Consider the following 22,335-nt stretch of genomic DNA (forward strand, 5'->3'; position numbering starts at 1 on the left):
CCGCTGTCCTCGACCATGTACGCCAGGCGATCCCGGGGATAGGCCGGGTCCAGCGGCACGTAGGCGCCACCGGCCTTGAGCACCGCCAGCAAGCCGACCACCATCTGCACGCTGCGCGACAACGCCAGGCCCACTAATACATCGGGGCCAATGCCGCGTTCGATCAAGCCATGGGCCAGGCGATTGGCCCAGGCATTGAGCTCGGCGTAAGTGAGCGTTTCCTGCTCGCTGACCAGGGCGACCGCGTCGGGGCTGCTTTGGGCCTGGGCCTCGATCCATTGATGGACCAGGCGCCGAGGTGGCTCCACCACCGACGTGGCGTTCCAGTCGCCCAGCAGCCTGTCGCGGGTCGTCGCATCCAGCAGTTGGATGTCTCCCACGCAACCGCCAGCCGGCAGGCTCACCATCTGCGCGAGCACGTGTGCCACCTGCTCAGCCAGGCGCTCGACGGTGTGTGTAGGGAAAGCAGCATGGGCATAGGTGAAGTGCAGGCTCAGGATGTCAGTTAGATTGACGGCCAGGGTCAACGGGAAATTAGTCTGTTCCTGGCTGGCCACGCTGCCGAAGCTCAAGCCCGAGGGCGCCTGCTCTTGCAGGGCCTGGGACACGGGGTAGTTTTCGAACACCAGCAAGGTGTCGAACAAACCGTCGCCGCCCTGCCCGGCCCAGCGCTGGATCTCGAACAGCGGCGTATGTTCGTGCTCGCGCAAGGCCACGTTCTGGCCTTGGATCTGTAGCAGCAGCCCGCTCAGCGCTTGCTCCGGACGCGGGCTGGCGATGACCGGCAAGGTGTTGATGAACAGGCCGATCTGCTGCTCGACGCCCTTGAGCTCGCTCGGACGCCCCGACACGGTGGCGCCGAAGGCCACGGTGGCGTGGCAGGTGTAGTGCTGCAGCAGCAACAGCCAGGTCGCCTGGACGACGGTATTGAGGGTGACCTTCTGCTGGCGGGCGAACTCGCCCAGGCGCTGGGTCTGCTCGGGCGTCAGGTGGCGATAGTGACTGGCGTGGCTGCTTTCCAGCGCCGATTGCAGCGGCGCGAAACGGGTCTCGGCCAGACGCGTCGGCGCCTCCAGCGGTTGCAGTTGCGCCAGCCAGAAGGTTTCGCTGGCCTGGGCGTCGCGGCCTTGCAGCCAGGCGATGTAGTCCCGATAGCGCCCGGCCGGGCGCCGCAGGGCCTGGCCGTCATAGCGTTGCAGCACCTCGCCGAGCAACTGCGAGTTGCTCCAGCCATCCATCAGGATGTGGTGATGGGTGTAGATCAGGTGAAAACGCCGCTCGGCGGTGCGCACCAGCACCAGGCGCAGTAACGGCGCGCAGGCCAGGTCGAAGCCCTGCTCGCGTTCGGCATCCGCCAGCGCGTCCAGGGCCTGGCTGGCATCGGTGCGGGTGCTCCAGTCCAGCGAAGCGAACGGCACGCGCACCTGCTTGTGCACCACCTGCACCGGGCGCTCGCTGCCCTGCCAGATAAAACTGCTGCGCAGAATGTCATGGGCATCGACCGCCGCTTGCCAGGCCGCCTCGAAACGCCGTGGGTCGAGGCCTTCGATGTCCAGGCGCATCTGGTTGATGTACTGGCCGCTGCCCGCCTCGTAGAGGCTGTGGAACAACATGCCCTGCTGCATCGGTGCCAGCGGGTAAAGGTCTTCCACCCCGCGCGCCGAAAGCGCCAGGCCATCGAGTTGCGCCTGGGTCAGGCCGGCCAGGGGGAAATCCGTCGGCGTCATGCCCTGGTTCGTCGGGTCGCAGCAATGGGCGATCAACAGCGCCAGCTCGCTGGCGTAGTCATCGGCCAATTGCTGGATGGTCGCCGGCTCGAACTGTCGCTGGCTGAACGTCCAGCCCAACCGCAGCGCGCCATCGAACACCTGGCCGTTGAGCGTCAGCCAGTTGCCCAAGGTGGTCAGCGGGCTTTGCTCGTCACCGGCGCTTTCGCTGGCCGGGCTGAACAGCGCGCCTTGGTCCTGATCGAAACTGCCGTCGAACTGACCGAGGTAGTTGAACGTGATGCGCGGCACCGGCAGTGCTTCCAGGGCCGCCCGGCTGGCATCGTCGCCCAGGTAACGCAGCGCACCGAACCCCACGCCTTTGTCGGGAATCGTCCGCAGCCCTTGCTTGATCGACTTGATCGAGTCCGCCAGTTCGACGGCCGGCGACAACCGCACCGGGAACAGGCTGGTGAACCACCCCACCGTGCGGGTCAGGTCGACATTGGCGAACAGCTCTTCGCGGCCATGGCCTTCGAGCTGCAGCAACAGGCTGTCGTGTCCGGTCCAGCGGCAGATCACCCGGGCCAGGGCCGTGAGCAACAGATCGTTGACCTGGGTGCGATAGGCCGCCGGCGCCTCTTGCAGCAACTGCCGGGTCAAGTGCGCGTCGAGCCGTGTATGAACGGTGACGGCCTCATGGTTTTGCCCGATCGCCTCGGGGTCGAGGCACGGCAGGTCGGTCGGGGCGTCGTGCAGTTGCCCTTGCCAGTAGGCCAATTGCAGCTGCAATTCCGCGCTGCGGGCGTGGGCCTGCAACTGCTCGGCAAACACCTTGACCGAGCTGGTCTTGGCCGGCAGTTGCAGCCTTTGGCCGGCGAGCAACTGCTGGTAGGCGGTTTGCAGGTCGTCGAACAGGATTCGCCACGACACACCGTCCACCGCCAGGTGATGGACCACCAGCAACAGGCGCTGGCTGCCATCGGCCAAGGTCGCCAGGACGCCGCGCAACAGCGGCCCGGCGTGCAGGTCGAGGCTGCGCTGGGCCTGATTGGCGAGGGTTTCCAGCGCGCTGGCATCGGCCACGTCACACTGCCACAGCAAACCGTCATTCCCCCAAGCTTGCTGTTGCGCCGCCACCTCACGGTGCTCGGCGCGCCAACCTTCGGCGGTTTTATTGAAGGACAAACGCAAGGCGTCGTGGTGCAGCACCAACGCCTGCAAAGCCTGCTCCACCACCAATGCTTGCAACGGACTGGCCGGTTGCAGCAGCACCGACTGGTTGTAATGGTGACGCTGGGGAATCGCCTCGGCGAAAAACGCCTGTTGAATCGGCAGCAGCGGCGTCGACCCTTCGGCCGGCGCCTGATCGATTGCCGACGCTTCCCCACCGGTCTGGGCGACACCTGCCAGCGCCTGCACGGTCTGGTGCTGGAACAAGTCCTTGGGCGTAAAGCGAATACCCGCCTGGCGGGCGCGACTGACCACCTGGATGGAGACAATCGAGTCGCCGCCCAACTCGAAGAAGTTATCGCTCAAGCCGACCCGCTCGACCTTGAGCACGTCTTGCCAGATCGCGGCGATCTGTTGTTCCAGTTCACTTCGCGGCGCCACGTAGGCCTGCTGGACCTGGCTGGCGTCGGCGATGGGCAAGGCCTTGCGGTCGAGCTTGCCGTTGGCGGTCAGTGGCCATTGGTCGAGGAACAGCAGGTGCGTCGGCACCATGTAGTCCGGCAGATCGGCCTTGAGCTGGGTCTTGATCTGCTCGCGTAGATCGGCTGGGGCTTCGCTGGCGTGGGCCGGGATCACGTAAGCCACCAGTTGCTGGCCGCTCGGTCCTTCCTGGGCCAGCACCAACGCTTCACGCACGGAAGCCAAGGCGTTCAGGCGCGCTTCGATCTCGCCCAGTTCGATGCGGAAACCGCGGATCTTCACTTGATGGTCGATGCGACCGACGTACTCGATCACGCCGTCGCTGCGGTACTGCGCCAGGTCGCCGGTGCGGTACAGCCGTGCGCCGCTTTCGCCGAACGGGTCGGGGATGAAACGCAATGCGGTGAGGTCGCCACGATTCAGGTAGCCCCGGGCCAGGCCGGCGCGACCGACGTACAGTTCACCGATGCAACCTTTTGGCACCGGGTTCAAATCGCCGTCCAGCAGATACCAGGACAGGTCGGCAATCGGTTCGCCGATGGGGCTGCTGGCGTCCTGTTCCAGGTCCGCTATCGACAGCGGACGGTAGGTCACGTGCACGGTGGTTTCGGTGATGCCGTACATGTTGATCAGTTGCGGCGCGGCATCGCCGAAGCGCTCGAACCAGGGGCGCAAGGACTTGACGTCCAGCGCCTCGCCGCCGAACACCACGTAGCGCAAGGCGTTGCTTCGCGAGTCGGCGCAGGCTTCGTGCATCAGTTGCTTGAACGCCGACGGTGTCTGGTTGAGCACCGTCACCCCGGCGTCGCACAGCAGTTCATGGAACTGCTGCGGTGAGCGGCTGACGTCATACGGCACGATCAACAACTCGCCACCGTGGAGCAGTGCGCCAAAGATTTCCCAGACCGAGAAGTCGAACGCGTAGGAATGGAACAGGCTCCAGACATCCTGCGCGCCGAAGTTGAACCAGGGTTCGGTGGCCTCGAACAGGCGCAGCACGTTGTGGTGCGGCAGCAAGGTGCCTTTTGGATTACCGGTGGAGCCGGAGGTGTAGATCACGTAGGCGAGGTTCGCGGCGTCCATCGCCACCTGCGGATCGCTGTCGGTGAAAGCACTGACATCGGCATCCAGCAGCAGCGTCTGCACGCCCTCCGGCACTGGCAACTGATCGACCAGGGCCGCTTGGGTCAGCAGCAAGCGAATGCCGCTGTCCTGCATCATGTAGGCCAGACGATCCTGGGGATACGTCGGGTCCAGCGGCACGTAGGCGCCGCCGGCCTTGAGGATCGCCAGCAAGCCCAGCAGCATGTCGAAGCCCCGCTCGGCGGCCAATCCCACCAGCACATCCGGGCCGACGCCGTGGGCGATCAACTGATGGGCGCGGCGGTTGGCCTGGGCGTTGAGTTCGCCGTAGGTCAGGACTTGGGCGTTGAAACGCAACGCGATGGCGTCGGGACGCAAGCGCGCCTGTTCGGCGATGCGCTGATGCAGGCAGGCCTCGCCCGGGAAGCTGCGCGGTGTCGGGTTCCATTGGGCGATGTGTTGCTGTTGCTCGGTGGCCGTCAGCAACGGCAATTCACTGATACGTTGGCCGGGATTGGCGACGATGCCGTGCAGCAAGTTCAGCCAGTGTTCGGCCAGGCGCTGCACGGTGCTGGCGTCGAACAAGTCAGTGGCATAAGTCAGCGCCGCACCCAGTTCACCCTCGGCTTCCAGGGTGTCGAGGGTCAGGTCGAACTGGGCAGTCTGGCTTTCCCATTCCTGGGCCTTGATCACCAGGCCGGGCAGCGCCGGCAGTGCCTGGCGAGCCACACTCTGGTGGTTGTACAACACCTGGAACAACGGGCTGTGGCTCAGGTTGCGTTCAGGCCGCAGGGCTTCGACCAGTTGTTCGAACGGCAGGTCCTGATGGGCCTCGGCGCCGATGGCCGCTTGTTTGACCTGCGCCAGCAATTCACTGAAACGCTGCTGCGGATCGACCTCGGCCTTGAGCACCTGGGTGTTGACGAAGAAGCCGATCAGGCCTTCGGTTTCCACCCGGTTGCGGTTGGCGATGGGCACGCCGACACGAATGTCCGACTGGCCACTGTAGCGGTGCAGCAAGGCCTGGAACGAGGCCAGCAAGACCATGAACAGCGTGCAGCCTTCGCGCTGGGCCAGCTGTCGCAGCCGTTGGCCCAAGGCCTGCGGCAAGTTGATCGCCAGGCGGGCGCCGGCAAAACTCTGCTGGGTCGGGCGCGGCCGGTCGGTGGGCAGCGCCAGCAACGGCTGCTCGCCCCCCAGCACATCGGTCCAGTAGGCCAGTTGCCGTTCCCGCTCGCCGGCGTCCATCCACTGACGTTGCCATACCGCGTAATCGGCGTACTGGATCGGCAGCTCGGCCAATGCCAGGGACTCACCCTGGCGGCACGCGGCATAACCCTGCATCAGTTCCTGCACCAGCAATTGCATCGACCAGCCATCGGAGACGATGTGGTGCTGGGTCAGCACCAGCACGTGCTCGTCGGCCGCCACCCGCAGCAGGCCGACCCGCAGCAGCGGGCCGTTTTGCAGGTCGAAGGGCTGGGCGATCTGCTGGCGGACGAAGGCCTGGATCTGTTCATTGCCGCCCTCGAGCATCTGCGGGATTACCACCGGGTTCATCTGTGGGTGAATGACCTGGAACGCTTGCTCATCGACCTGGTCGAAGGTGGTACGCAGGCTTTCGTGGCGCCGCACCAGGGCGGCGAAACTCTGTTGCAAAGCCTCCAGGTCCAGGTTGCCCTGAATCCGCAGCGCCGCCGGAATGTGGTACGCCGCGCTGTCGGGCTCCATCTGCCAGAGGAACCACTGGCGCTGCTGGGCGTAGGACAGCGGCAGCGGCGCCTGGTCCCGGGAAAGACGCGGGATGCTCGCCGGCCGTGCCACGTCGCCGTCTATCAGCGCCGCCACACAAGCCTCAAGGCTGGCGTTCTCGAACAACTGGCGCAGTTGCAGGTTCAGGCCGAGGGCCTGGCGAATGCGCGACACCATCTGCGTCGCCAGCAGCGAGTGGCCGCCCAGTTCGAAGAAGCTATCGCTCAAGCCGACCCGCTCGACCTTGAGCACGTCTTGCCAGATCGCGGCGATCTGGTGTTCCAGCTCGCTTCGTGGCGCCACGTAGGCCTGCTGGACCTGGCTAGAGTCGGCGGTGGGCAAGGCTTTGCGGTCGAGCTTGCCGTTGGCGGTCAGTGGCCATTGGTCGAGGAACAGCAGGTGCGTCGGCACCATGTAGTCCGGCAGGTCGGCTTTGAGTTGAGTCTTGATCTGCTCGCGCAGGTCGGCTGGGGCTTCGCTGGCGTGGGCCGGGATCACGTAAGCCACCAGTTGCTGGCCGCTCGGCCCTTCCTGGGCCAGCACCAACGCTTCGCGCACGGAATCCAAGGCATTCAGGCGCGCTTCGATCTCGCCCAGTTCGATGCGGAAACCGCGGATCTTCACTTGATGGTCAATACGACCGATGTACTCGATCACGCCGTCGCTGCGGTACTGCGCCAGGTCGCCGGTGCGGTACAAACGTGCGCCGCTTTCGCCGAACGGGTCGGGGATGAACCGCAATGCAGTAAGGTCGCCACGATTCAGGTAGCCCCGGGCCAGGCCGGCGCGACCGACGTACAGTTCACCGATGCAACCTTTTGGCACCGGGTTCAAATCGCCGTCCAGCAGATACCAGGACAGGTCGGCAATCGGTTCGCCAATCGGGCTGCTGGCGTCCTGTTCCAGGTCCGCTATCGACAGCGGACGGTAGGTCACGTGCACGGTGGTTTCGGTGATGCCGTACATGTTGATCAGTTGCGGCGCGGCATCGCCGAAGCGCTCGAACCAGGGGCGCAAGGACTTGACGTCCAGCGCCTCGCCGCCGAACACCACGTAGCGCAAGGCGTTGGCCCGGTCATCGGCGCAGGCTTCGTGCATCAGTTGCTTGAACGCCGACGGTGTCTGGTTGAGCACCGTCACCCCGGCGTCGCAGAGCAGTTCATGGAACTGCTGCGGTGAGCGGCTGACGTCATACGGCACGATCAACAACTCGCCACCGTGCAGCAGTGCGCCAAAGATTTCCCAGACCGAGAAGTCGAACGCGTAGGAATGGAACAGGCTCCAGACATCCTGCGCGCCGAAGTTGAACCAGGGTTCGGTGGCCTCGAACAGGCGCAGCACGTTGTAGTGCGGCAGCAAGGTGCCTTTTGGATTACCGGTGGAACCGGAGGTGTAGATCACGTAGGCGAGGTTCGCGGCGTCCATTGCCACCTGCGGATCGCTGTCGGCGAAAGCGCTGACGTCGGCGTCCAGCAGCAGCGTCTGCACGCCCTCCGGCACTGGCAACTGATCGACCTGGGCCGCTTGGGTCAGCAGCAATTGAATGCCGCTGTCCTGCATCATGTAGGCCAGACGATCCTGGGGATACGTCGGGTCCAGCGGCACGTAGGCGCCGCCGGCCTTGAGGATCGCCAGCAGGCCCACCAGCATGTCGAAGCCCCGCTCGGCGGCCAATCCCACCAGCACATCCGGGCCGACGCCGTGGGCGATCAACTGATGGGCGCGGCGGTTGGCCTGGGCGTTGAGTTCGCCGTAGGTCAGGGTTTGGGTGTTGAAACGCAACGCGACGGCGTCGGGACGCAAGCGCGCCTGTTCGGCGATGCGCTGATGCAGGCAGGCCGCGCCCGGGAAGCTGCGTGGCGCCGGGTTCCATTGGGTGATGTGTTGCTGGTGCTCGGTGGCCGTCAGCAACGGCAGTTCACCGATGCGTTGGCCGGGATTGGCGACGATGCCGTGCAGCAGGTTCAGCCAGTGTTCGGCCAGGCGCTGCACGGTGCTGGCGTCGAACAGGTCAGTGGCGTAGCTCAGGGATGCGCCCAGTTCACCGTGGGTTTCGTGGGTGTCGAGGGTCAAGTCGAACTGGGCGGTGTGGGAACTCCAGTCGAGGCTCTCGACCTGCAGCCCCGGCAGCTGCAGGGCCTGGGCCGCGCCGCCGCTCTGGTGGTTGAACATCACCTGGAACAGCGGGCTGTGGCTCGCCTGCCGCTGGGGTGCCAGCGCTTGCACCAACTGCTCGAACGGCAGGTCTTGATGGGCCTGCGCCCCCAGCGAGGCCTGTTTGATCTGCGCCAGCAATTGTTCGAAAGGCAGGTCGCCGCGCACCTGGGCATTGAGCACTTGGGTGTTGACGAAAAAGCCGATCAGGCCTTCGGTTTCCGGGCGATTACGGTTGGCCACCGGTACGCCGACACGGATGTCCGATTGGCCGCTGTAGCGGTGCAACAAGGCCTGGAACGAGGCCAGCAAGACCATGAACAGCGTCGAGGCTTCGCGCTGGGCCAGTTGCTTCAGGCCCTGGGTCAGCCCGGCGTCGACGGTCAGGTCCAGGCGCGCGCCGCGATGGCTCTGCACCGCCGGGCGCGGGCGGTCCGTTGGCAACGGCAGGACTTCGCCGCCGTCCCCCAGCCGTTCGGTCCAATAGGCCAGTTGCCGCTCCAGCTCGCCGGCCTCCATCCATTTGCGCTGCCAGATCGCATAGTCGGCGTATTGGATCGGCAAAGGCGCCAGGGTCGGCGCTTGACCGCTGCGGTGGGCGGCGTAGAGCTGGACCAGGTCATTGACCATGATCTGCGCCGACGCACCGTCGCAAATGATGTGATGCTGGGTCAGCACCAGCACATGATCGTCCGCGGCAAGTTGCAGCAGCTTGACCCGCAGCAGCGGCCCCTCTTGCAGGTCGAACAATCCAGCGATTTCATCATCGACCAGGGCCTTGAGCGCAGCCTCATCCGCTGGCCCCGACACCACCTGGGGTTCGATCGCCAGGCTCAAGTGGGCCTGCACCACTTGTTGGGGGCCTTCCGGGCTGTCGATGAAGACCGTGCGCAGCACGTCGTGACGGGCCAGCAAGGCGTCGAAACTGCGTTGCAACGCCGACAGGTCGAGGGCGCCGCGCAGGCGCAGCGCCGTGGGCACGTGGTAGGCCGCGCTGTGGCGGTCCAGTTGCCAGAGGAACCACTGGCGTTCCTGGGCGTAGGACAGGTCGAGCGTCGCGAACTCGTCGCGCATCGCCGGGATCGGCAATGCCGCCAGGCTCATGTGCTTGCTGTGCAGCTTGTGCAGGAACGCTTGTCGTTGGGCGAGCGGTAAACGGATGAATCGCTGAACCAGAGACAGGTTATCGAGCTGAGTCATTCAAAGGGTCTCCAGGTCTGCCAGGAAATCATGCATCTCACTCAAGTCGTCGCTGGAGTGAGGGCTCAGGTGGGCCGCCAGTTGCGCGGCGTAGTCGGCCAGGGACGCGGTGCTGAACAGCAAGTCCAGGGGCACCGCGGCGCCTTGCTGCATTTGCAGGCGCGCCGTCGCTTGCGTCGCCAGCAGGGAATGCCCACCCAGTTCAAAGAAGTTGTCGTCGCGCCCTACTTGCTCGAGCTTGAGCACGTCTTGCCAGATGGCGGCGATGCCCTGCTCCAGCGCGCCCTCGGGCGCCACGTAGGCTCGTAGCAGTTGCTGGGCGTCCGGCAGCGGCAAGGCCTTGCGGTCGAGCTTGCCGTTGGGGGTCAGCGGGAAGCGTTCGAGCAACAGCCAGTGCGCCGGCATCATGTAGTCGGGCAGTAAAGGCGCGAGCCGGGCCTTGAGGGCGTCGCGCAGAGCCGCCGGTTCCGCCGTTTCTGGATGCGCGGCGATCAGGTATGCCACCAACTGCAGGCCGCCCGGCCCTTGTTGCGGCACCACCACCGCTTCGCGGATCGACGCCTGGGCCAGCAGGCAGGCTTCGATTTCCCCCAGTTCGATGCGAAAGCCGCGGATCTTCACCTGGTGATCGACCCGGCCGATGTACTCGATCACGCCGTCGCCCCGCTGGCGCGCCAGGTCACCGGTGCGGTACACCCGCGCACCATTGCCGAACGGGTCCGGCAGGAAGCGCTCGGCGGTGAGCGCCGCACGGTCGTGGTAACCCCGGGCCAGGCCGTCGCCGCCAATCAACAGTTCGCCGATGAGCCCGACCGGGTTCGGCGCGAAGTGATCGCCGACGATATGCAGCGACGTGTTGGCAATCGGCCGGCCGAGGTACGGCAGACGCTGCGCTGCGGTCAATCGATACGCCGCCGACCAGATGGTGGTTTCGGTCGGGCCATACAGGTTCCAGACTTCGCCCGCGACATCCAGCAGCCGCTCGGCCAGGTCCTCGGCCAACGCCTCGCCACCGCACAGGCATTTGCGCCCCGCCAGCAAGGCGGACGCCGGGTGGTCGAGCAACATGCGCCAGGTCGATGGCGTGGCCTGGACCACGCTGACCTGCTGCCGATCGATGGTCTTGAGCAGCGCCTCGGGGTCGTGGGCGCTCTGCTTGTCCACCAGCACCACGCAGGCACCGCTCAACAGCGCGCCGTAGAGTTCCAGGCCGAAGATGTCGAACGAGAACGTGGTCAGCGACAGCACCCGATCACTGGCGGCGATGCCCGGCTCACGGGTCATGCTGGTGACAAAATTCACCAATGCCCCATGGCGCACCATTACGCCCTTGGGTTTGCCAGTGGAACCCGAGGTGTAGATGGCGTAGGCCAAGTGCTCCGCATCCAGGCGCATCGCCGGCACCTCGCCGGCATAACCGTCGAGCCAGCCGCCCTCCTGGTCCAACACCAGCGTGTTAGAGCTTGCTCGCGATGAGGCCCTCACCTTCACCATCAATATTGACTGAACCACCGCCATCGCGAGCAAGCTCGCTCCCACAGGACAGCGGTAGCTGGTTGAGCAGCGAACGTTGGGTCAGCAGCAGTTCAATGCCGCTGTCTTCGATCATGTAGGCCAGGCGGTCCTGGGGGAACGCCGGGTCGAGCGGCACATAGGCGCCACCGGCCTTGAGGACCGCCAGCAGGGCGACAACCATCTCCACGCCACGCTCCAGCGCGACCCCGACCAATTGATCGGGCCCCACGCCTTGTTCGATTAAGCGATGGGCCAGGCGGTTGGCCCGGACGTTGAGTTCGGCGTAGCTCAGCGCCTGCTCGGCGAACACCAGCGCCGTGGCATCCGGTGTTTGGCGGGCCTGGGCCTCGAACAGGCGATGGACGCAATGCTCATCCGGATAAGCGGCGGCGGTGGCGTTCCAGCCTTGCACCTGCTGGTGGGTTTCACCGCTGTCGAGCAAGCTCAGTTCCCCCAGGGGCCGTTGCGTGCCGTCGGTCATTTGCAGCAGCAAGCGCCGCAGATGCACGCCGATCTGCTCGACCGAGGCCGGGGCGAAACTGGCGCACTGGTAGCTGAACTGCACCGCCAGCTCGGCACCGAGGCTGACCAGCAGGGTCAGCGGGTAATTGGTCTGTTCCAGGTTGTCCACGGCACCGAAACGCAAGCCGTCAGGCGCACCGTGCTCCAGGGCTTCGGAAATCGGGTAGTTCTCGAACACCAGGATGTTGTCGAACAACGCTTCGCCGCCCAGGCCGGCCCAGCGCTGGATATCGAACAACGCCGTATGCTCGAACTCGCGCAAGGCCAGGTTCTGCGCCTGGACGCTGTGCAGCCAGTCGCCCAGCGCCTGTTCGGGACGCGGGCTGGCGATGACCGGCAAGGTGTTGATGAACAGGCCGATCTGCCCCTCGACGCCCACCAGGTCCGCCGGCCGCCCCGCCACCGTCGCGCCGAACGCCACGCTGGCTTTGCCGGTGTAGCGCTGCAAGAGCAACAGCCAGGCCGCTTGCACCAGGGTATTGACGGTCACTTTGGATTCGCGGGCGAATTCGGCCAGGCGTTGGGTCTGCTGCGCATCCAGTTGCACATGATGATGACCGTACAGGTTCGCCGAGACGTCCTGGGCCGGGCGCGCAAACACCTGGGCCAGGCGCACCGGTTCATCCAGCGTGCGCAATTGTTGCGTCCAGAACCCTTCGCCGAGGCTCGCGTCCTGGCGTTGCAGCCAGGCGATGTAGTCGCGATAACGGCCAGCCGGACGGGCCACGCTGTCGCCGCGGTAGTGCTGCAACACTTCGCCGAGCAACTGCGCGCTGCTCCAGCCGTCCATCAGGATGTGATGGTTGGTGTAGATCAGGTGATGCCGATCAGCCGCCGTGCGCACCAGCACCAGGCGCATCAGCGGCGCCTGGGTCAGGTCCACGCCTTGGGCCCGCTCTTCATCGGCGAGAGTTTGCAAGGCGCCATCGATTTCCATCCGCCCGTTCCAGTCGAGCACACGGAACGGCACCTCGACCTGACGCTGGACGATTTGCACTGGCTGCTCCAGGTCGCCCTGCCAGAAGAACCCGGTACGCAGGATGTCATGGGCATCGACCACCGCTTGCCAGGCGGCGCGAAAACGCTGCGGATCGAGACCGTCGACGTCGAGGCGCATCTGGTTGATGTAGTCGCCGCTGCCCTGCCCAAGCAAGGAATGAAACAGCATGCCTTGCTGCATCGGCGACAACGGGTAGAGGTCGTCGATGGCCTGGGGGACTGGGACCAGCGTGTCCAGTTGCGCCTGGGTCAGCCGCGCCAACGGGAAATCCGACGGCGTCACGCCCCGGCGGTGACTGTCGCAGCAATGGGCGATGAGCGCCGTGAGCTCTTGCACGTAGTCATCGGCCAGGCGCTGGATGGTCGCGGTATTGAACAGCTCGCCGCTGAAGGTCCAGCTCAAGTCCAGCTCGCCGCCGAAGACTTTGCCGTCCAGCGCCAGCGGACTGCCCAGCGGGCCCTGCATGTTCAGCTCTTCACCGCCATGCTCGTCGGTGGGCACGAACAAGGCGTCGTCAGCCGCGGCGAAACTGCCGTCGAACTGGCCGAGGTAGTTGAACGTCAGTTGCGGTTTCGGCAAGGCTTGCAGGGTTTGACGTGCGGCGTCATCGCCCAGGTGCGCCAAGGCCCCGAAGCCAATGCCCTTGTTGGGGATGGCCCGCAGTTGTTCCTTGACCTGTTTCAGCGAAGCGCCAATGTCATCCGCTACCGGCGTCAATCGTGCCGGGAACAGGCTGGTGAACCAGCCGACCGTGCGGGTCAGGTCGATGTGCTCGAACAGCTCTTCACGGCCATGGCCTTCAAGTTGCAGCAGCACACTGTCAGCGCCGGTCCAGCGCACCATCACCCGCGCCAGGGCGGTGAGCAGCAGGTCATTGACCTGGGTGCGATAGGCCGCCGGAGCCTCCTGCAACAGTTGTCGAGTGAGGGTCTTGTCCAGTGAAGAGCGAATGGTCAAGGCTTGGCGATGCTGCCGTCCGCCCTGGGGGTTGTCCCATGGCAACGCCGTGGAGGTGCCTTGCAATTGCTGCTGCCAGAAGCCCATCTCGGCCTGCAGGGCTGCGCTGCTGGCGTAGCCCTGCAACGCTTCGGTCCAGGCCTTGATCGCGCTGGTCTTGGCTGGCAGTTGCACGATTATTCCTACAAGCACCTGCCGATAAGCCGTTTGCAGGTCTTCGACGAGGATCCGCCAGGACACCCCGTCGATCACTAGGTGATGCACGATCAGCAACAGACGCTGGGTGCCATCGGCGAGGTTCGCCAGCACCGCACGGATCAGCGTGCCGCCGTCCAGTTGCAGGCTGCGCTGGGCCTGGTCGCCCAAGGCTTGCAGTGCGACAAGATCGACGACTTCGGCGTGCCAGACAATGCCGTCAGCAACCCCGTCACGGTAGCGCGCCGTCCAGCCGTCAGCCTGCTCGGTGAAGGCCAGGCGCAGGCTGTCGTGGTGCACCACCAGCGCACCCAAGGCCCGCTCCAATGCCTGGGGATCGAGTGCCTCGGTCGGCTTGAGCATCACCGACTGGTTCCAGTGATGACGGTCGGGAATCGGCTGGGCGAAGAACCATTGATGAATCGGCAGCAGTGCGGTTTCGCCGGTCGCGGGTTGCTGGTCGATCAATTGCAGCGGCGCGCCCGTCTGTGCCACGGCGGCCAGCGCCTCGATGGTCTGGTGCTGGAACAGGTCCTTCGGCGTGAAGTGGATACCGACCAGCCGCGCGCGACTGACCACCTGGATCGAGACGATGGAATCGCCGCCCAGTTCGAAGAAGTTGTCCCCCAGGCCCACGCGTTCAAGTTTGAGCACGTCCTGCCAGATCGACACCAGTTGCTGCTCCAGCGCGCTGCGCGGGGCCACGTAGGATTGCTGCAACTGACTGACGTCGGGCTTGGGCAGGTTCTTGCGGTCGAGCTTGCCATTGGGGGTCAGCGGTAGGCGGTCGAGCAGCAGCAGATAGGCCGGGACCATGTGTGCCGGCAGGGTCGCCTTGAGTTGGTCACGCAAGTGCTCGGCGAAATCCTTTTGCACAGTTTCATTGGCAACCACATAGGCCACCAGGCGCTTGCCGCTGCCAGCAGCCCCTTCCTGTGCCACGACCACCGCTTCGCGCACCCCATCGAGGGCTTGCAGGCTGGCTTCGACTTCACCCAGTTCAATGCGGAAGCCGCGGATCTTCACCTGGTTGTCGATGCGGTCCAGGTAATCGAAAGTGCCATCGGCGCGTTGGCGCACCAGGTCGCCGGTGCGGTAGAGCAAGCCGCCGCCCGTGCTGAACGGGTCGGCAACAAAGCGCTCGGCCGTCAGGCCCGGACGGTTCAGGTAACCCCGCGCCAGGCCGGTACCGCCCAGGTACAGCTCACCCGCCATGCCTTGGGGCAGCAGGTTCAAGTCGGCGTCGAGCACGTAGGCGCTGCGGTCACCGATGCGGCTGCCGATGGGCGCATACGCGGCGCCACACGCCACCTCGCGGCCAGCCTTCCAGATCAGCGGGGTGACCACGGTTTCGGTCGGGCCGTAGCCGTTGATGATGAAGTCCGGATCGAGGGCACGCTTGACCCGTTCGAAGCTGGCATTGGGCACCGCATCGCCGCCAAAGCAGTAGATGCGCACCTTCGGCGGGTTGCCTTCGCGTTCGGCGTGTTCGGCCAGTTGCTGCAGGTACACCGGCGGGAACGCCACCACGGTCACGCCGTGCTCGCCCATCGCGCTATAAGTCTGTTCCGGGGTCCACAGGCTGTCGTCGCGAATCAGCAGCGAGGCGCCGTGGGTCAGGCTGGTGAGCCAGCGCTCGTGGGCACCGTCGAAGGCGAAGGACATGAAATGGAATTCGCAATCACTGTCGCGCATCTCGTAGCGCTCGCCGATGGCCTGGCAGTGCATCGCCAGCGGACCGTGGGCCACGCTCACGCCTTTGGGGTTGCCGGTGGAGCCGGAGGTGTAGATCACGTAGGCGAGGTTCTGCGGATCGACGCTGACCGAAGGTGCATCCGCCGATTGCAGGCTCACGTCCAGGCGATCGAGCTCCAGCACCTGGTCGGCACCCTCCAGCGGCAACTGCGCCGACACCCGGGAGTCGGTGAGCAACAGCGCCAGCCCGGAATCCTCGATCAGGTACGTCAGGCGTTCCCGTGGGTAGCTGGTGTCCAGCGGCACATAGGCGCCGCCGGCCTTGAGCACCGCCAGCAGCGCGACGATCACCCCTTCGCTGCGCGGCAGGGCCACGCCAACGCGGGTTTCCGGCCCCACGCCCAGTTCGATGAGCTTGTGGGCCAGGCGGTTGGCGCGACGGTCGATGTCGCCATAGCTGAAACGCTGGCCGTCGAAGATCACTGCCGTGGCGTGGGGCTTGTGCGCCGCCAGATCGGCAATGCGTTGATGTACGGGGATGTCGGTCGGGTACGGCTGCGGATGATTGGCGGCCTGTTGCCGGGCCTGTTCCTCGGCGCTGACCAGGGCGATTTGTCCAAGATGGCGCACGGGGGATTCGGCGAAGCGCTGCAACAGCTGCAACAGATGCGCGCCGATGCCTTCGATGGCCGCTTGGCTGAAATGCGCCCGGTCGAAACTGTAATGCAGCGCTAAGGTCTGGCCGAGCGTCACGGCCACACTCAATGGGTAATGGGTTTGCTCCAGGTGGCTGACGTCGCCAAACACCGCGCCCTGTCCGGCACCTTCTGCCAGGGCCTGGGCAATCGGGTAGTTCTCGAAGACCAGGATGTTGTCGAACAGCGCCTCGCCGCCCTGCCCGGCCCAGCGCTGGATATCCGCCAACGGTGTGTGCTCGAACTCCCGCAGGCTGAGGTTCTGCGCCTGCACGGCTTGCAGCCAGGCACCGACCGTTTGGTCCGGACGCGGCGCGGCGATCACCGGCAAGGTGTTGATGAACAGGCCGACCTGTTGCTCGATGCCCGGCAGATCCGCCGGACGCCCGGCCACGGTGGCACCAAAGGCGACGCTGTCATGACCGGTGTAGCGTTGCAGCAGCAACAGCCACGCCGCTTGCACCAAGGTGTTGAGGGTGACTTTCTGTTGGCGGGCGAACTGTTCCAGGGCCTGGGTACGGGTCGCGTCCAGGGTCTGGAAGTGATCGCCATGGCCGCTGTGGATTTCACTGGCAGACATGACGCGCGCCAATCGGGTTGGTTCTTGCAGGGTGGCCAACTGGCCGGTCCAGAACGTCTCGCCCAGTTGCGCGTCCTGGCGTTGCAGCCAGGCGATGTAGTCGCGATAACGCCCGACATTGGCCTTGGGCAAGCGACCGCTGTAGCGCTGCAATACTTCACCGAGCAGTTGAGCGTTGCTCCAGCCGTCCATCAGGATGTGGTGATGGGTGTAGATCAGGTGCCAGCCCTCGGCCTCGGTCTGCACCAACACCAGGCGCAGCAACGGCGCCTGGGCCAGGTCGAAACCCGCGCGGCGCTCGGCGTCGGCACGCTCATTCAGGGCCTCGGCGAGGTGATCGCGTCCGCGCCAATCGAGGAGCGTGAATGGCAATTCGACCTGGCGACGGACGATCTGCAACGGCTGCTCGAGGTCGCCCTGCCAGACAAAGCCGCTGCGCAAGCTATCGTGAGCATCGAGGGTGGCCTGCCAGGCCTCGGCAAAGCGCTGAGCATCGATGCCTTGGACGTTCACCCGCAACTGGTTGATGTATTCCCCCGCTGCCTGCTCGTACAAGGTGTGGAACAGCAAGCCCTGCTGCATCGGAGACAACGGATAGAGATCGTCGAGCTGCCCGGCGGCCACCGGCAGGCTGTCGAGTTGCGCCTGGCTGATGCGCGCCAGGGGGAAGTCCGAGGGCGTGGCCTGGGGCGCTTCCAGCGCGCAGCAATGTTCGATCAACGCCCTCAGTTCGGCGAGGTAGTCAGCGGCCAGGGCCTCGATGGTCTGCTGCTTGAACATCCGCTCGCTGAAACCCCAGTTCAGGGACAGCTCGCCGCCGTAGACCTGGCCTTCCACCGTCAACCAGTTTGCCAGCGGCGCCCGGGCATGCTGCGCCGCGCCACTGCCTTCGCTGGACGGCACGAACAGCGCGCCGTCATCGAACTGCCGGTCGAACTGGCCCAGGTAGTTGAAGGTGATGCGCGGCACCGGCAAGGCCGCCAGTTCGGCACGCACTTCAGGTTCGCCCCAATAGCGCAGCACGCCGTAGCCCAGGCCCTTGTCCGGCACGGCGCGCAGTTGTTCCTTGATGGCCTTGACCGATGCACTCAACGCCGACGCCGGGCTGAGGCTGATCGGGAACAGGCTGGTGAACCAACCGACGGTGCGGGTCAGGTCAATGCCCTCGAACAGGTCTTCACGGCCATGGCCTTCGAGCTGGATCAGCGTGCTGTCCTGGCCGGTCCAACGGCACACCGTACGGGCCAGGGCCGTCAGCAGCAGGTCATTGACCTGGGTGCGGTAGGCCTTGGGCGCCTGTTGCAGCAGTTGGCGGGTCTGTTCGGCGTCCAGCCGCACTTGCACCTTGCGCTCGTCACGGACCTCCAGCAGCCGCTCGGCGTAGTCGCACGGCAAGCCGTTGCCGGCCGGTGCATGACCCTGGGCGCGCCAGTAATCGAGACTGCCCATGAAGCCATCGAGATGCCCGTGCAGTTGCTCGGCCCATTGTCCATAGGCGCTGGTCTTGGCCGGTACCTGGATCGGCTGGCCGGCCCGCAATTGGCGGTAGAACTGTTGCAGATCGTCCAGCAGCACGCGCCAGGAAACACCGTCTACCACCAAGTGATGGATCGCCAGCAACAAGCGCTGGCTGCCATCGGCCATGTCCACCAGCAAGGCCCGCAGCAGCGGTCCGTCTTCCAGGTCGAGGCTGCGCTGGGCGTCATCGCACAGGGCGTTGAGCTGCTCGACCGACGTCGCCGAGCGCTGCCACAACAGGCTGGCCGTCGACGGCTCGGCATAGGCTTGCTGCCAGTGGCCGTTCACTTGGGTAAAGCGCAGGCGCAGGCTGTCATGGTGCTCAGCCAGACGGGCCAGGGCCGACGCCAATGCCACGGCGTCGAGGTGTTCGCCAGGCACCAGCAACAGCGACTGGTTCCAGTGCTGGCGCTCGGGGATGTCACGCTCGAAGAACCACTGCTGCACCGGCGTCAACGGCACCGCGCCGCGCGCCAAGCCCTGATCGATCGTATGACTGTCGCCCTGGCGCGCGACCAGCGCCAGGCTGCGCAGGGTCTGGTGCTGGAACAGCGCCTTGGGATTGAGCATGATCCCGGCCTGCCGCGCCCGGCTGACCACTTGCATGGAGACGATGGAATCGCCGCCCAGTTCGAAGAAGTTGTCTTCCAGGCCGATGCTGTCGAGGTTCAGCACGTCCTGCCAGATCGCCGCCAGGGCTTTTTCCATCGGGCTATGGGGCGCGACGAATTCACGTTGCTGCTCACTGCCATCGATGGCCGGCAACGCCTTGCGGTCGAGTTTGCCGTTGGGGGTCAGCGGCAGTTCTGCGAGGAACACCAGGTAGGCCGGGACCATGTAGTCCGGCAGGTGTTCACGCAAAGCAGCCTTGAGGGTTTCGCGCAACCGTACCTGGGCATCGGCCTCCCTCAGCACCGCGGCCTCGCTCGGGACGATGAAGGCCACCAGTTGTTGGCCATGCTCGCCGTCCTGGGCCAGCACCGCCAGTTCGCGCACCTGGGGTTGTTGCAGCAGGCGCGCCTCGATTTCCCCCAGTTCGATACGGAAGCCGCGGACCTTGACCTGATGATCGATACGGCCAACGTACTGCAAGGCGCCGTCGGCCTGGTAACGGGTCAGGTCACCGGTGCGGTACAAGCGTTCGCCGTGGGTGGAGAACGGGTTGGGCACATACTTTTCAGCGGTCATCGCGGCCTGGCCGAGGTAACCCCGGGTGATGCCCGCGCCGCTCAGGTACAACTCCGCCGAAACGCCTTGGGGCACCGGTTGCAGGTCAGCGTCGAGCAGGTAGCTGGCGGTGTGCTTGAGGGGCCGGCCGATGTTCGCCGTGCCGCCGGCGGTGCGGCGGGTCCAGGTGGAATAGGTGGTGTCTTCCGAGGGGCCATAAAGATCGTACACATGCTCAACGCCACCCAACTGTGGGAGCGAGCTTGCTCGCGATGGCGCTCTGTCAGTTGACCCATCAGTGATTGGCACACCGCTATCGCGAGCAAGCTCGCTCCCACAGTACAGGGCGTCTACCAAACTTTGTTTCAAGGGCTCACCGGCCAGGTTGATGATCCGCACACTGGCCGGGATCTCACCGCCGCGCTGCAACGCGGCAATCGCCGAGGGCACGGTGTTGATCAGGCGCACCTGGTCCCGGGCCGGCAGTTGCGGCAACTCCAGGGCATTGCGGGCGATGATCAGCGAGCCACCGTTGGCCAGGGTCACGAACAGTTCCCATACCGACAAATCGAAGCACACCGACGTGGAGGCGAGTACGCCCTGGATGTCGTCGCGGCTGTAGACCGATCGGGACCAGTCGATCAGCGCCAGCACGTTGCGATGGGCAATCGCCACGCCCTTGGGCTGGCCGGTGGAACCGGAGGTGTAGATCACGTACGCGAGGTTGTCTGGCGTGACTTGAGTGGTCGGCGCGCTGAGTGAGTACTGCCCCAACTCGATCCGATCCAGCATCAGCACGGCGGTTTCGGCCGGCACGCTGAGCGTCGCCGCCACCGCCTGTTCTGTCAGCAAGACCCGGGCGCGACTGTCGTCAAGCATGTAGGCCACGCGCTCGGCCGGGTAGTCCGGGTCCAGCGGCACGTAGGCGCCACCGGCCTTGAGCACTGCCAGCAAGGCGATCAGCAGGTGTTCGGAGCGCGGCATCGCCACGCCGACACGGACTTCCGGGCCCACGCCCAGCTCGATGAGCTTGTGGGCCAGCCGATTGGCGCGGTCGTCGAGTTCACTGTAGGTCAGGCGCGTGTTGGCGAAGGTGACGGCCAAGGCATCCGGCGTGGCCTCGGCCTGGCGGGTGATCATCTGGTGGATGCACAGCGCCTGGTCGAACGGCGCGTCCACCGGGTTCCAATCATGGATCAGGCGCTGATATTCATCGGCTTCCAGCAGCGGCAACTCGCCGACGAGCGCGCGATTGTCGTCGACCATGCCTTGCAGCAGCCGCGTCCAGTGCCGGGCCATGCGCTCGACCGTCGCGGCGTCGAACAGATCGTTGGCGTAGGTCAGTGCCGCATGCAGCTTGCCGGCCTTTTCCCAGGTGTCGAGGGTCAAGTCGAATTGCGTGGTGCGGCCCTGCCATTCCAACATCGACAACTCCAGCCCCGAAGCCGTGCGGATACTGGCGATGTCGGCCACTTGCGGCTGGTGGTTATACATCACTTGGAACAGCGGGGTATGGCTGAGGCTGCGTTCCAGTTTCAGGGCTTCCACCAACCGTTCGAAGGGCAAGTCCTGATGGGCCTGGGCGCCGAGGGCGGCTTCCTTGACCGTGCGCAGCAACTCATCGACCCGGGTCTGGCCGCCGAGCTCGGTACGCAACACCTGGGTGTTGACGAAAAAGCCGATCAGCCCTTCGGTTTCGGCGCGATTGCGGTTGGCGATGGGCACACCAACGCGGATATCGGTGTGGCCGGTGTAGCGATGCAGCAGCACGTTGAACGCGCCGAGCAGGAGCATGAACAGGGTGACGCCATGCTGCTGGGCGGTGGTGCGCAGTTGCTCGGCCAGTGCCGGCTCCACGGCGAATTCAAAGCGCGTGCCGCGATAGCTGGGCATCGCCGGGCGCGGGTGATCGATAGGCAGTTCCAGCACGGGATGCTCATCGCCCAGTTGCGCCTGCCAATAGTCGAGTTGACGCGCCTGCTCGCCGGCTTCCAGCCAGCGGCGCTGCCACAAGGCATAGTCGCTGTACTGGATCGGCAAGTCGGCCAGTTGTGGTTCCACCCCCGCCTCATGGGCGTCATAGCAGCGAATGAATTCGTCGATCAGCACGTTCATCGACCAGCCGTCTGAGACGATGTGGTGCAAGGTCAGCAGCAGCACGTGCTCTTGATCATCGAGCTTGAGCAGTTCGACCCGCAGCAACGGGCCGCTGGACAGGTCGAAGGGCTGCAGCGATTGGGCTTCGGCGGCCTGGCGCACCGCCTGCTCGCGCTCGGCAACCGGCAAGGCGCTGAAGTCCTTGCGGCCTATCACCAGTGCGGCGCTGGAGGGCACTTGCAGGAGGCTGTCGTCGGCCTGGCGCTGGAACACCGTGCGCAGGGTTTCATGACGGGCCACCAGGCTGGCGAAGGCTTGCTCCAGCGCCGACAGGCTCAACGCGCCCTTGAGCCGCACCGCTCCCGGCAGGTTGTAGGCGCCGCTGCCCGGCTCCAGTTGCCAGAGAAACCACATGCGCTGCTGGGCATAGGACAACGCCTGGCGATCCTCGGCCTCGACGCCTTGGGGAATGGGGAAACCGCTGAACTCCACGCCCTCCTTGGCCAACGCGGCCAGGAACATCCGGCGCTTTTCCAGGGGCAACCCGATAAACCGGCGAGCAAGTTTCAAGGCGTCTTCAGCATTCATTTCTGGGGTATCCGGAATCAGTGGGCACAAGGCACAAAGGCAAGTCGTCCCTATGAAACGAATGCAAACCGGAAAAATTAGCGCTTGAGAACAAGTGTCAGAAAGGAAGAAACCCGTGGCGAGGGAGCTTGCTCCCGCTCGGCTGCGCAGCAGTCGTAAACCGGCTGATGCGGTCTGTCTGGACTACTGCAAGTTTCTTTGGGGCGGCTTCGCCGCCCAGCGGGAGCAAGCTCCCTCGCCACAGAAGCGGGTCTTGAA

Annotated in this window: 3 protein-coding genes (1 of these 3 cut by a window edge); all 3 read right to left on the reverse strand. The window is 65.1% G+C overall.

Features of this window, described 5'->3' with window-relative positions:
• Tightly spaced (each overlapping or abutting the next), the 3 genes in view from ACIPQ1_RS17720 to ACIPQ1_RS17730 form a layout consistent with a single transcriptional unit that may run on beyond the window.
• Window positions 1-9,548, reverse strand: the 5' portion of a protein-coding gene (locus ACIPQ1_RS17720; RefSeq protein ID WP_446534522.1) for a non-ribosomal peptide synthase/polyketide synthase. The gene continues 1,540 nt to the left of window position 1, outside the view; only the first 9,548 of its 11,088 coding nucleotides appear in the window; the start codon lies at window positions 9,546-9,548; the stop codon falls past the left edge of the window.
• On the reverse strand, window positions 9,549-11,033 hold the full coding sequence (locus ACIPQ1_RS17725; RefSeq protein WP_446534523.1) for an amino acid adenylation domain-containing protein: 1,485 nt from the start codon (window positions 11,031-11,033) through the stop codon (window positions 9,549-9,551).
• Window positions 11,005-22,077 carry an amino acid adenylation domain-containing protein gene (locus ACIPQ1_RS17730; RefSeq protein WP_446534524.1) on the reverse strand — a complete coding sequence of 3,691 codons (11,073 nt, stop codon included), beginning with the start codon at window positions 22,075-22,077 and terminating at the stop codon, window positions 11,005-11,007. The genes ACIPQ1_RS17725 and ACIPQ1_RS17730 overlap by 29 nt, the downstream gene beginning before the upstream one ends.
• Window positions 22,078-22,335 lie beyond the last annotated feature (258 nt).

This window comes from Pseudomonas sp. LARHCG127, from assembly GCF_052871455.1.